This window comes from Streptomyces sp. NPDC031554 (assembly GCF_055580685.1).
The window spans coordinates 664,750-677,530 of the sequence record NZ_JBVIKX010000003.1; the positions used below are offsets into that span (position 1 = coordinate 664,750).

Here is a 12,781-nt window from a genome sequence, read left to right on the forward strand (position 1 = left end):
GCGGACCGTACGTATCCGCGAGCACGGCAGGTCCAGGAGTCCGGAGTACGGAGCGGTGACGTGAACGCAGGGCGCGACGGCGGACGAGGGCGCGGCACACGAGGCGGCCGGGGCGCCCTCGCCCGGCGGTGGCGTGGCCTGGTGCTGCTCGGCACCGCCCTGGTCCTGCTCCTCCTCGGCGGCGCCGGCCAGGCGTCGGCCCACGCCGCCCTCCGCGACGCCGACCCCGCCGACGGGTCCGTCCTCCCGAGCGCTCCCCGCAGCATCACCCTGACCTTCACCGAGTCCGTCGGCCTGATCGACGACACCTTCCGCGTCTTCGACCCCCGCAACGGGCGCGTCGAGACGGGCGCGGCACAACACGCCGACGGCCGGTCCGACACCGCCCGCGTCACCCTCCCGGCCCGGCTCGGCACCGGCACCTTCACGGTGGCCTGGCGGGTCGTGTCGCAGGACAGCCACCCCATCGCCGGCGCCTTCACCTTCTCGATCGGCGCGCCCTCCCCGACCCCGCCCGCCGTCCCCGGCAGCCCCGTCGAGGATCCGGTCACCGCGGGTCTGCACAAACTCGGCCGCTGGCTGGCGTACGGCGCCGCCGCCCTGCTCATCGGCACGGCCGCCTTCGTCGCCCTGTGCCGCCCGCCGGACGTCCGGCCGCTGCGCGGGCTCCTGGTGGCCGGCTGGTGGACGTTCACCGCGTCGACGGTCCTGCTGCTCCTGCTGCGCGCCCCCTACGAGACCGGCTCCGGCCCCGCGCAGGCCCTCGACCCCTCCGGCCTCACCCGGACCCTCTCCGGCCGGCCCGGCATCGCCCTGGCCGCCCGGCTGCTCCTGCTGGCCGCGGCCGCCGCCCTGCTGCTCCGCGAGCGAGGCCGCGCACGGCCCACCCGGGCGGCCCTCGTCACCGGCCTCGTCCTGGCCGTGGGCCTCGGCCTGACCTGGGCGGCCGCCGAACACGCGTCGGCCGGCATCCAGGTCCCGGCCGCGATGACCTCCTCGGTGCTGCACCTGCTGGCCATGGCGGTGTGGCTCGGCGGCCTCACCGCCCTGCTCACCCTGCTCCGCCACGGCACCCTCCCGGCCGCCGTGGCCGCCCGCTTCTCCCGGCTCGCCGCCCTCTCGGTCACCGTCCTCGCGGTGACCGGCCTCTACCAGGCCTGGCGCGGCCTCGGCACTCCCGACGCCCTGGCGGACACGACGTACGGCCGGACCCTCCTGGCCAAGCTGGCGGCGGTGGGCCTGCTGCTCCTGGCGGGCACCTGGTCGCGGCAGTGGACGGGACGGCTGGTGAGGGCGGAGGCGGCACGCACGGGCGGGAGGGAGACGGAGACGCCGGACGCGGGACAGCGCGGGACGAAGGACGGGACGAAGGCGACGGTGGCGGTGGCGGTGACGGTGGAGAAGACGATGCCGGAGAAGACGGTGGCGGCGCGGACGGAGGCGAAGGTGGCGGCGGCGGTCGGCGCCGCGGCGCGGGAGGCGGTGTCCACGCGGGTCCCCGCGCCTTCGGAGGGACTTCCGTCCGGTGGCGGCGCCCCTCCCGCCCCGGCCCGCACCCCGGCCGAGGACGCGTACCGCCGCGCCCTGCGCCGGTCCGTCCTCGTGGAGGTCGCGGTCTCCGTCGTCGTACTGGGCCTGACGACCCTGCTGACGGGCACCCTGCCCGGCCGGGCGGAGACGGAGGCGGCGGCCTCCGAGCAGCCGGCCGGGCTGCCCGTCGCCTCCGTGACCACGGTCCCCTTCGACATGAGCACTCCGGACGCCCCCGGCGCCCGCGGCAGCGTGCAGATCACCCTCGACCCGGGCCGGGTCGGCGAGAACTCGGTGCAGGCCGTGGTCTACGGCCCCGACGGCGGCTTCGCCGACGTCCCCGAAGTCCGCATGTCCTTCAGCCTCCCCGGCCGGGACATCGGCCCGCTCGACGCGAAGCTCACCGACCGGGGCGGCTACTGGGCCGCCGACGCGGTCCGTCTGCCCCTCCCCGGCACCTGGGAGATGAGCGTGACCGTGCGCGCCTCGGAGGTCGACCAGGTGACGGAGACGAAGCCGCTGCGCGTCATCCGCTGAGCGCCGGTGACACCGATCAGGACACGCCCGCCCCGGTGTTCGCCCTGTGTCGGGGTCACTCATTTGCCGCGCATCTGGAGGAGTGGGAGCGGCGTTAGCGGTGTATGACAGAAGCGAGGCTCCTCGGCCTGCCCCGCCGCAACGCGGGAAAGGGCGAACCGCCTGTGAACCGCGCCCCGAGAGCGAGTGGACACTCTTACCTTCCCGGTGGGGCGGGTTCGGCGCTCATGTCGTCCGGCGCCTTCCGCGGGCGCGGCACATGGACCGATCCGCCGGACACCGAGTCGCTGCTCCACGAGTTCCTCGTGCTGCTGGAGGCGCTCCAGGCGGAACTGGACCGGCGGTGGAACGACCAGGAGAAGTCCGGCCGCCGCGCGGACCGTGCGTGAGGGGGACGCGTTTCCATGAACAGAGACCATGTGGATCCCTCCTTCGCGCGGCAGGAGTGGTATCCCGACGCGTACTCCTACGGGTCGGGTGCCGGCTGGTACGGCGCCCCCGCCGACACCCTGAACCCGGGAGCGTCTTTCGCGCAGCCCGCCGCATCGGACTGGGACCCGGTCGAGGAACTCGCCTACCTCCTGCAGGAGGCCACGCCGGCGGAGCCGGTGTCCGCCCCGGTGGAGCAGGTGGCCGCGGTACCGCCGCCTCGCGTCGAGCCGCCGCCCGGCGTCGACTTCACCCACCAGATGGAGAACCTGGCCCACATCACCGCTCAGCTTCCGCCCGTGCGGAACTCCTCCGCCGGGCACCGGAAGGTTCACGTCCGCAAGCTCCGGCTCAAGTGGGTGCAGGCCGGCAGCCTGTTGATCCTCGCGTGCGTCGCCGTCATCGTGGCGATGGTCAGTGTCTTCGGCGGAATGGCCGCCTACGCGCCGCTGCGGAACATCTCGGCCGGTACGAGGAGCGGGATGATCCCGCAGTGGCCCCTTCTCGTGTACGGCCCCTGGACCGTGGCCTCTCTCTGCATCCTGCGGACGGCCCTGCACCGGCGTCGGGCCCTGCACTCGTGGTGCATCGTCCTGCTGTTCTCCTCCATGGCGATCATGCTGTGCGTGGACCAGGCCGACAGGACCGTCACCGGTGTCGCCGGAGCCGCCCTGCCCGCCCTCGCGTCCCTGGCGTGCTTCCAGCAGCTCGTCCGGCAGATCACCTTGACCCTGCCCCCGCGGAAGACGTCGCGCCGTCACCGCCAGTAGCGCGGCGGCCCTGTTCCCGCGGGAACAGATCTCCGGGGAGATGAGCCGGCGTCCTCGCGCGCGCGTCGCGCGTCGTTCACGCGTCGCGCGCACGACCGGGACCGTCCGGTGGGGCACGACGCGGGGACCACGCCCTTCGAGGACCGCTCCGGCCGCGGCGGTCCCGGCCGGTCGCCACGCCGCACGCGGGAGCGGCCCGGACGCGTGTGCGGCGCGCGCACGTGACGGGAAGCACCCTCCGCGGGATCGCGCGACGAATTCCCGGAGGCCCTCCGGGACCCGCCCGGCCCCCGACGCCGACGTCGGAGGCCGACGGAAGACCGGACCACGGCAGAGGACCGGAACGGGCAACGACGAAGGGCCCCGCTGCAAGCAGCGGGGCCCTTCGACATCGTGCCCGGTGAGGCACTGGCGGAGGATACGAGATTCGAACTCGTGAGGGGTTGCCCCCAACACGCTTTCCAAGCGTGCGCCCTAGGCCTCTAGGCGAATCCTCCGCGGCAAACAATACAAGACGTTGAGGAGTGCTCGCGAACTCGTTCCCGCACGCCGCCATCGGGTACTGTGGGCGCAGCCCCTCACGCGGCGCTATCTGACTGAACTCCCCCAGGGCCGGAAGGCAGCAAGGGTAGGTCGGCTCTGGCGGGTGCGTGGGGGGCGCTCGCGTTCCGGGGCGGGGCCGGTTGTCGGTGGGCGCCTATAACCTCGTATGCGTGTCGTCTCTCGCGCTGTACCGCCGCTATCGCCCGGAGTCGTTCGCCGAGGTCATCGGGCAGGAGCATGTCACCGACCCGCTGCAGCAGGCGCTGCGGAACAACCGGGTCAATCACGCGTACCTGTTCAGCGGACCGCGCGGATGTGGCAAGACGACCAGCGCGCGCATCCTGGCCCGTTGCCTGAACTGCGAGAAGGGCCCCACGCCCACGCCGTGCGGAGAGTGCCGATCCTGTCAGGACCTGGCGCGCACCGGCCCCGGATCCATCGACGTCATCGAGATCGACGCCGCGTCGCACGGCGGTGTGGACGACGCCCGTGACCTGCGGGAGAAGGCCTTCTTCGGGCCGGCCGGCAGCCGTTACAAGATCTACATCATCGACGAGGCCCACATGGTCACGTCGGCCGGTTTCAACGCGCTGCTCAAGGTCGTCGAGGAGCCGCCGGAGCACCTCAAGTTCATCTTCGCCACCACCGAACCCGAGAAGGTCATCGGCACCATCCGGTCCCGGACGCACCACTACCCCTTCCGCCTCGTGCCGCCCGGCACGCTGCGGGAGTACCTCGGCGAGGTGTGCCGGAAGGAGGACATCCCGGTCGAGGAGGGGGTCCTGCCGCTCGTCGTGCGCTCCGGCGCCGGTTCCGTGCGTGACTCCATGTCCGTCATGGACCAGCTCCTCGCGGGCGCCGGCGAGGCCGGTGTGACGTACGCCATGGCCACCTCCCTCCTCGGGTACACGGACGGCTCGCTGCTCGACTCCGTCGTCGAGTCGTTCGCCACCGGGGACGGGGCCGCCGCCTTCGAGGTGGTGGACCGGATCATCGAGGGGGGCAACGACCCGCGGCGGTTCGTCGCCGACCTGCTCGAGCGGCTGCGGGACCTCGTCATCCTCGCCGCGGTCCCGGACGCCGCCGAGAAGGGGCTCATCGACGCCCCTTCCGACGTCATCGAGCGGATGCAGGCCCAGGCGGGAGTCTTCGGCGCGGCCGAGCTGAGCCGTGCCGCCGACCTCGTCAACCAGGGCCTCACCGAGATGCGCGGCGCCCACTCGCCCCGCCTCCAGCTCGAGCTGATCTGCGCCCGCGTCCTGCTCCCGGCCGCCTACGGCGACGAGCGGTCCGTGATGGCCCGCCTGGACCGGATCGAGCGCGGCGTGAACTTCTCCGCGGGCCCGGCCCCCGCCGGAATGCCCGCCGTGGGGTACGTCCCCGGGGCGGAGGCCCACGCGGCCGCACCGCCCCCGTACGACGCCGCCGTCCCGCCGGGGGGCGGCGCGGCGGCCGCCCGCGCCGCGGTACGCGGCCCGGCGGCCCAGAGCGGCCCGGCGGCCCCCGCCGCCCCGAGCGGCCCTCCGGTCCCACCCCCTCCCTCGCCCCAGGCCCCTCAGGCGCCCCCCTCACCCCCGCGGACGCCCGCGGCACCCGCCCCGGCCGCCCCGGTCGTCCCGGCCGCCCCTGCCCAGGCGAGCCCCGCCGCCGCTCCCGCCCCCGGCGCCTGGCCCACCGCCACCGCTGCCGGCAGCGGTCGCAGGCCCGGCGGCTGGCCCACCGCGACGCCGGCGGGCGGCGGGCGCCCCCCGGCGACCCCCGCCCCGGCGGCCGCCGCGTCCGCCCCGGCACCGGCCGCGCCCGCGGGCCCTCCGGCCGCCGCCTACGCCCCGCCCGCCGGTGGCCCCGACCCCCGCACGCTCTGGCCCAACATCCTGGAGGCGGTCAAGAACCGCCGTCGTTTCACCTGGATCCTCCTCAGCCAGAACGCGCAGGTCGCGGGCTTCGACGGCACCACGCTCCAGATCGCCTTCGTCAACTCCGGCGCCCGCGACAACTTCGTCAGCAGCGGCAGCGAGGAGGTGCTGCGGCAGGCGCTGGCCGAGCAGTTCCACGTCCAGTGGAAGATCGACGCGCTCGTCGACCCCTCCGGAGGCGGCTCCGTGCCCCCGCCGTCCGGCGGCTTCGGCGGCTTCCCGGCTCCGTCCGGCCCCGCGGCCCCCCATGTTCCGGGCGGTCACGGCGGTGGCTACGGCGGGCCGACCCCGGCTCCCGGCGCCGGCACGGGCGGCGGTGCGCCGACCCCGCACACCCCGCCCCCCGCCGGCCCCCCGCAGGCCCGCCCGGCCGCGCCCCAGGCCTCCGCCCACGCGGCTCCGAGCGCCCGCGGCACCGTCCCCGGGCACGTCTCCGTCGAGGACGACATCCCCGAGGACGACGACCCCGACCTCAACGAGTCGGCCCTCTCCGGGCACGACCTGATCGTGCGCGAGCTGGGCGCGACCGTCGTGGAGGAGTTCACCAACGAGTAGCGGACGAGCCCGTCGCCCGGGGGACGGCTCCCGCCCGGTGCGTGGTGCCGGGGCGCGGCGCCGGCCGGTGCGCGGCGCCCGCCCGACAGCGGTCACCCCGGCCCGGGGCCCCGTTTCGGAGGAACCTACGAACACCTCGCCCCCCGTCCTTCGGAAGCCCGCACAAGCAGCCGGGGCCGGGCCGGTTAGGCTGACCCCGTGAACGTCCTCGTCATCGGCAGCGGCGCCCGCGAACACGCCCTGTGCCGCTCACTGTCCCTCGACCCCGCGGTCACCGCGCTGCACTGCGCCCCCGGCAACGCCGGCATCGGCGAGGTCGCCGAGCTGCACCCGGTCGACGCCCTGGACGGCAGGGCCGTGTCCGAGCTGGCCGCCGAACTGGGCGCGCAGCTCGTGATCGTGGGCCCGGAGGCGCCCCTGGTCGCCGGGGTCGCCGACGCCGTGCGCGCGGCGGGCATCCCGGTGTTCGGCCCCTCCCGGGAGGCCGCCCGGCTGGAGGGCTCCAAGGCGTTCGCGAAGGACGTGATGGCCGCCGCCGGCGTGCCGACCGCCCGCTCCTACGTCTGCACCACGCCCGCCGAGGCCGCCGCGGCCCTCGACGCCTTCGGCGCGCCCTACGTCGTCAAGGACGACGGCCTGGCCGCCGGCAAGGGCGTCGTCGTCACCGCCGACCTGGAGGCCGCGAAGGCGCACGCCGCCGCCTGCGGGCGGGTGGTCGTCGAGGAGTTCCTCGACGGCCCCGAGGTGTCCCTCTTCGCCGTCACCGACGGCGAGACGGTCGTCCCGCTCCGGCCCGCCCAGGACTTCAAGCGCGCCCTCGACGGCGACGAGGGCCCGAACACCGGTGGCATGGGCGCGTACTCCCCGCTGCCCTGGGCCGACCCCAAGCTGGTCGACGAGGTCGTGGAGAGCGTCCTCCAGCCGACCGTCGACGAGATGCGCCGCCGCGGCACCCCGTTCTCGGGCCTGCTGTACGCCGGGCTCGCCATCACCGGCCGCGGCGTGCGGGTCATCGAGTTCAACGCCCGCTTCGGCGATCCCGAGACCCAGGTCGTCCTGGCCCGCCTGAAGACCCCGCTGGCCGGTGTGCTGATGGCCGCCGCCACCGGAAACCTCGCCGACCTGCCGCCCCTGCGCTGGAGCGACGAGGCGGCCGTCACCGTGGTCGTGGCCTCGCACAACTACCCCGGCACCCCGCGCACCGGCGACCCGATCACCGGCCTCGACGAGGTGGCCGCCGAGGACGCCCCGCACGCGTACGTGCTGCACGCCGGCACCCGGCGCGACGGCGACGCCGTGGTCAGCGCGGGCGGCCGCGTCCTGTCCGTCACGGCGACCGGAGCGGACCTCGCGCAGGCCCGGGAGCGGGCGTACCGGGCGGTCGCGCGCATCGGCCTGGACGGTTCTCAGCACCGCACGGACATCGCGGCGAAGGCGGCGGACGGGGAGAGCTGATCCCCCGCGGGCGCACGCCCCCCACCGGTCGCCTCCAGGCCCCGGGTCCAGGACGGGAACGTCCCGCGGACCCGGGGCCTGTTCCGTGCCCGCGGACATGCACCTTTCCCCAAAGCCATTCCATCGGGTGAGCGCTCTTCCATCCGGCTGACGGAGGCCGACGTGCCAACTAGGGTGCGGCGCAAGCGTTCCGGCACTTGGCCCACCGGCATTGCGATGTCGGTGACGGCTGCCACAGTGGGGGAGTGGACAAGACCAGGAGAGCCGGGACGGCCTGCACCGAGGGGAGGGGGTGAGGTCCGGCGTGACCGGTATCGGAGTGGGGGTGCGCGTCCAGGGGGCGCGGGCCGGGGCACTGGCCGTGCTGCGGATCCGCAGCCGGGCGCTGGCGGTCGCGCTGCTGCCCGCCGCGGCGGCGGTGATCCTGTTCGCGGGCGGTTCCAGCGGCCTCTTCGCGGGACCCGGCTGGGACCTCGCCCGCTGGGTGACGTCCGTGCTCGCGGTCCTCGTGCTGCTGGCCGCCGGGACGGTCGCGCTGGTCGTCGCCCGGGCCCGGCCCGCCGTCACCCCGACGGTCGCGATCGCCGAGAGCGCTGCCCCCGATCTGTACCGGCTGGTGCGCGACCTCGCCGACCGTCTCGACGTCCCCGCGCCCTCCGCGATAGCGCTCACCCCGGACTGCGACAGCTGGCTGGAGGACCGCACCCACCCGGCCCACGGCCCGCCCGCGCCCCCCGCGCGCGACGAGGTGGCCGGCCCCGGCCGCCACCCCCACGGCCGTACGACGACGGCGCCGGTCCTCGTCATCGGCTCCCCGTTCCTGTGGTGGATGCGGGTGGGCGAGCTGCGCGCCGTCCTCGCCCCGGTCGTCGCCGGCACGGGCCCCTCGGCGCACCCCGACATAGCGGCGGCCCGGCGCTTCGTGCGCGGGCTGGACGCCGCGGTGGCCGCGTCGGCCGACCCCGGCCGCGGCCGGGGCGTACGGCTGCTCGGCGCGGGTGTCGGCCGGGTCGCCCGCCTGCTGCTGCGGAGCTGCCGGGCGCACGCGGCGGAGATGGAACGCGGGGTGGCCGCGGCCGCCGCCGACCGGGCCCAGACGGTGGACTACGGGCTGCGGATCGTCGCCCAGGAGCAGGTCGGGCTGGCGTACGCCGGCTGGGACCGGCTCCTCACCCGAGTGGCCCTGCCCGCCTGGCGGATGGGCCGCTGGCCCTCCCGGCTCGACGTCGGGGTGGTCGCCGCCCTCACCGAGCTGTCCCGGCGTGACCGGCTGGCCGAGGGCTTCGCCTCCCGGCTGGGGGAGCGCCCCGCCTGCGACCTGCTGGAGGAGCCCGGCGCGGTCGACGAGGCCGCGTCCCTCCTGGCCGCCCGCCTCTTTCACGGCGGCCCGGCCGAGACCGGCCCCGACTGGTCCCCGGTCGCCTGGCAGGAGTACCCGGACGAGGTCGTCGACCGCAAGTGGCGCACCGACGCGGCCCGTCTCCACCGGGTGCTGGACGCCCTGGGCATCCGCCGCGCCGCCCCGGCCGCGGACGGTCCCACCCTGGCGCGCGTACTGGACCACCTCACCGGCCGGGGCCCCGCCGGGGACGGGGAGCAGCCGGCCCCCGCGCCCCGCGTCCCCTTCGGCGACGAGGACGAGGGATTCCCCCGGAACCCCCGCAGCGCGGCCCTGGCCGCCCGGCTCGGGACCGAGGTCGCCCGTGAGGAGACCGGGGGCACGCCGTCGGGGGCGGGCGGGCCACCGGCCGGCCAGGGGTCCGGGGCCGTGCTCTGGGACGACCGCGAGCTCCCGCTCTTCCCGCTCCAGCCCCCGCGCACCGACCGCGAACTGCTCGCTGACCACGTCACGGCGATGGTCTGCTGCGCCGCGATGGACACCGTGGGCGCCACCCCCGGCCTGGACTGGCTCGACGGCCCGGCCCTCCTGCTCGACGGCGAGCGCGTGACCGACCTGACGGCCCGCGTGCTGAGCCTGGTCGAGGACGGCGACGCCGTCCCGCTGCGCACCTGGCTGGTGGAGGCGGGCATACGCCCGGAGAAGCCCGTACGCCTCGGCTGACCAGCACCGACCGGGAGACGGACCGCCGCCCAGGTGGAGAACTTAATTCCACTTTCAGCCAATTCACGCCGAACGGTGACCGTATGCGGGCGTTGTGTGATGTGCTGGGATCGATCCCGCTCATGGCAAGCGCCGGCGACATAGGACACCACGCACCACGCGCGACCCGTCGCACCGCGCCGCGCCACGGGCGGGACAGGAGCAACCAGGCACGCCCGTACACCCGGCAGCGCGCACGCCCCGGGAGCACCGCCTGCCGACCACAGGCACCCGCCCGGCATCCGCACCGCCGTCTCCGTACCGCACGCGAACAGGCCGCACACACGCACCGGCAATACGGGGGTCAGAGGGAGGGAAGCACCATGGGACACAAGCACATCCGCCGATGGGAATCGGGAGCGCTGGCGCACGCCGTGACGGATCCCTTCGGACAGGGGCCCCTCCCGTGGCTGCGCGGCAGCGAGACCTACTTCGACGACACCGGGCAGGTCGTGCCCTGGTACGTCGACCCGGCCCCCGCCGCCGCCCCGGGGACGGCCCCCCGGATCCCGTCCCCGCGCTCCGGCGGAGGGCCCCGCTCCGCCGACGACGTCCGCCGTCAGATCAAGGGCTTCGTCTCCACCGGCGCGGTCGCCCCGGGCGAGGCCGTCGACTTCCACATCACCGTCGACCCGCCCCAGGAATTCAGCGTCGACATCTACCGCATCGGCCACTACGACGGTGACGGCGCGGCCAAGATCACCACCAGTCCCCGCCTCTCCGGCATCGTCCAGCCCCCGCCCCTGACGGCCGACCGCACGGTCTCCTGCCACCACTGGTGGCTGTCCTGGCGCCTCCAGGTCCCGTCGTACTGGAACGTCGGGGCCTACGTCGCCGTCCTGACCACCGTCGACGGCCACCGCTCCCACATCCCCTTCACCGTCCGCGACGACCGCCCGGCCGACCTCCTCCTGCTGCTCCCCGACATCACCTGGCAGGCCTACAACCTCTACCCGGAGGACGGCCGCACCGGCGCCAGCCTCTACCACGCCTGGGACGAGGACGGCCGCCTCCTCGGCGAGGCCGACGCCGCGACGACCGTCTCCTTCGACCGGCCGTACGCGGGCGCCGGCCTCCCCCTGCACGTCGGCCACGCCTACGACGTCATCCGCTGGGCCGAGCGCTACGGCTACGACCTCGCCTACGCCGACGCCCGCGACCTGCACGCCGGCCACGTCCGGCCCCACCGCTACCGCGGCCTGGTCTTCCCCGGCCACGACGAGTACTGGTCGAGGGCCATGCGCCGCACCGTGGAACTCGCCCGGGACAGCGGCACCTCGCTGGTGTTCCTCTCCGCCAACACCCTGTACTGGCAGGTGGAGCTGGGCCCCTCGCCGTCCGGCGCCCCCGGCCGCCTGCTGACCTGCCGCAAGCGCAAGGGCCCCGGCAGGCCCGTGCTGTGGCGCGAGATCGACCGCGCCGAACAGCAGCTGCTGGGCATCCAGTACGCGGGCCGGGTCCCCGAACCCCACCCCCTGATCGTGCGCAACGCCGGCCACTGGCTGTGGGAGGCGACCGGGGCCCACGAGGGCGACGGCATCGACGGCCTGGTCGCGGGCGAGGCCGACCGCTACTTCCCGCGCACCCCGCTGCCGCCCCACGAGGAACGCACCCTCCTCGCGCACTCCCCCTACACCGACGGCAGGGGGGTCCCGCGCCACCAGGAGACCTCCCTCTACCGGGCCCCTTCCGGCGCCCTGGTCTTCGCCTCCGGCACCTTCGCCTGGTCCCCGGCCCTGGACCGCCCCGGCCATGTGGACCCCCGCGTCCAGCGCGCCACGGCGAACCTCCTGGACCGCATCTGCAAGCGCGACTGAGCCCCTCCGGCCGGTCCGGCCCCCTCCGGCCCGGCGCCCCGGCGGCCCGGTCCGGCCCCTCCGGCCCTGCCTCCCGGCGGCCCGGTCCGGCCCCGCTCCCGCCTCCGCCCCGCCCCCGACCCCGCTGTCCGCGGCCGATCCCGATGTACGGGACAATCAAGCCACTCAGACAGAACCACGGGGAGGAACCGTGTCCGGATTCGTAGAAAAGCCCGAGCCCCTGGAGGTGCCGGGCCTGGTGCATCTGCACACCGGCAAGGTGCGCGAGCTGTACCGCAACGAGGACGGTGACCTCGTGATGGTCGCCAGCGACCGCATCTCCGCCTTCGACTGGGTCCTGCCCACCGAGATCCCCGACAAGGGCCGCGTCCTGACGCAGCTCTCCCTGTGGTGGTTCGACCAGCTCGCCGACCTCGTCCCGCACCACGTCCTGAGCACCGAGCCGCCCGCCGGCGCCCCCGCCGACTGGGCCGGCCGCACCCTCGTCTGCAAGTCGCTGGAGATGGTCCCGGTCGAGTGCGTGGCCCGTGGCTACCTCACCGGCTCGGGCCTGGCCGAGTACCGGGAGTCCCGCACGGTCTGCGGCCTCGCCCTCCCCGAAGGCCTGGTCGACGGCTCCGAGCTGCCCGCCCCGATCTTCACCCCGGCCACCAAGGCCGCGGTCGGCGACCACGACGAGAACGTCTCCTACGAGGAGGTCGCCCGCCAGGTCGGCGCCGACACCGCCGCCCGGCTGCGCCAGACGACCCTCGCGGTCTACGGCCGGGCCCGGGACATCGCCCGCGACCGGGGCATCCTCCTCGCGGACACCAAGTTCGAGTTCGGCTTCGAGGGCGAGACGCTCGTCATCGCCGACGAGGTGCTCACCCCGGACTCCTCCCGCTTCTGGCCCGCCGGCACCTGGCAGCCGGGCCGCGCGCAGCCGTCGTACGACAAGCAGTTCGTGCGGGACTGGCTGACCTCGCGGGACTCCGGCTGGGACCGCGCGAGCGAGCAGCCGCCGCCGGCGCTGCCGCAGGAGGTCGTGGACGCGACCCGCGCCAAGTACACCGAGGCGTACGAGCGGTTGACGGGCACGAGCTGGTCGTGACCCGGTCCCGGGCACGAAGAAGCCCCTCGGTGAGGACC

At 75.2% G+C, this 12,781-nt stretch carries 8 protein-coding genes, 1 tRNA gene and 1 other RNA gene; 9 read left to right on the plus strand and 1 reads right to left on the minus strand.

All coding sequences use genetic code 11. The features are described 5' to 3' along the window. Nucleotides 1-141: 141 nt before the first annotated feature. From ACZ5FU_RS11655 to ACZ5FU_RS11665, 3 genes are all read left to right on the plus strand, one after another. Entirely contained in the window at nucleotides 142-2,067 is a 1,926-nt protein-coding gene (locus ACZ5FU_RS11655) for a copper resistance CopC/CopD family protein (RefSeq protein ID WP_451780570.1), read from the plus strand. Between the two features lie 227 nt (nucleotides 2,068-2,294). Further along, the gene (locus tag ACZ5FU_RS11660) at nucleotides 2,295-2,456 is read left to right on the plus strand and encodes a hypothetical protein (protein WP_451529217.1); all 162 of its coding nucleotides are present in this window, start codon (nucleotides 2,295-2,297) and stop codon (nucleotides 2,454-2,456) included. 15 nt (nucleotides 2,457-2,471) lie between these two features. Beyond that, a complete protein-coding gene (locus tag ACZ5FU_RS11665) occupies nucleotides 2,472-3,266 on the plus strand; it encodes a DUF2637 domain-containing protein (protein ID WP_451529216.1) in 795 nt (264 codons plus the stop codon). Between the two features lie 409 nt (nucleotides 3,267-3,675). Here the strand turns inward: ACZ5FU_RS11665 and ACZ5FU_RS11670 are convergent. Then, a tRNA-Ser gene (locus ACZ5FU_RS11670) sits at nucleotides 3,676-3,763 on the minus strand. Between the two features lie 72 nt (nucleotides 3,764-3,835). Here ACZ5FU_RS11670 and ffs point away from each other — a divergent pair. From ffs to ACZ5FU_RS11700, 6 genes are all read left to right on the plus strand, one after another. Then, nucleotides 3,836-3,934: signal recognition particle sRNA small type (gene ffs / locus ACZ5FU_RS11675), an RNA gene on the plus strand. 45 nt (nucleotides 3,935-3,979) lie between these two features. Then, nucleotides 3,980-6,280: a DNA polymerase III subunit gamma and tau gene (locus ACZ5FU_RS11680; RefSeq protein WP_469045260.1), complete on the plus strand. Its 2,301-nt coding sequence runs from the start codon at nucleotides 3,980-3,982 to the stop codon at nucleotides 6,278-6,280. Between the two features lie 198 nt (nucleotides 6,281-6,478). Then, complete coding sequence (gene purD / locus ACZ5FU_RS11685) at nucleotides 6,479-7,735, plus strand: phosphoribosylamine--glycine ligase (RefSeq protein WP_451529214.1); 1,257 nt, start codon at nucleotides 6,479-6,481, stop codon at nucleotides 7,733-7,735. A gap of 304 nt (nucleotides 7,736-8,039) precedes the next feature. Then, the gene (locus ACZ5FU_RS11690) at nucleotides 8,040-9,797 is read left to right on the plus strand and encodes a M48 family metalloprotease (RefSeq protein ID WP_451529213.1); all 1,758 of its coding nucleotides are present in this window, start codon (nucleotides 8,040-8,042) and stop codon (nucleotides 9,795-9,797) included. Nucleotides 9,798-10,159: 362 nt separating this feature from the next. Then, on the plus strand, nucleotides 10,160-11,653 hold the full coding sequence (locus ACZ5FU_RS11695; protein WP_451780534.1) for a N,N-dimethylformamidase beta subunit family domain-containing protein: 1,494 nt from the start codon (nucleotides 10,160-10,162) through the stop codon (nucleotides 11,651-11,653). 190 nt (nucleotides 11,654-11,843) lie between these two features. Beyond that, nucleotides 11,844-12,743 (plus strand): phosphoribosylaminoimidazolesuccinocarboxamide synthase, encoded by a 900-nt coding sequence (locus tag ACZ5FU_RS11700; RefSeq protein ID WP_451529211.1) that lies wholly within the window; start codon nucleotides 11,844-11,846, stop codon nucleotides 12,741-12,743. The last annotated feature ends 38 nt before the right edge of the window (nucleotides 12,744-12,781 follow it).

Excerpts from the sequence above, each read along its gene's own strand:
- ACZ5FU_RS11660 (WP_451529217.1), top strand. The coding sequence starts at position 2,295 with ATGTCGTCCGGCGCCTTCCGCGGGCGCGGCACATGGACCGATCCGCCG.
- ACZ5FU_RS11665 (WP_451529216.1), top strand. The coding sequence starts at position 2,472 with ATGAACAGAGACCATGTGGATCCCTCCTTCGCGCGGCAGGAGTGGTAT.
- ACZ5FU_RS11695 (WP_451780534.1), top strand. The coding sequence starts at position 10,160 with ATGGGACACAAGCACATCCGCCGATGGGAATCGGGAGCGCTGGCGCAC.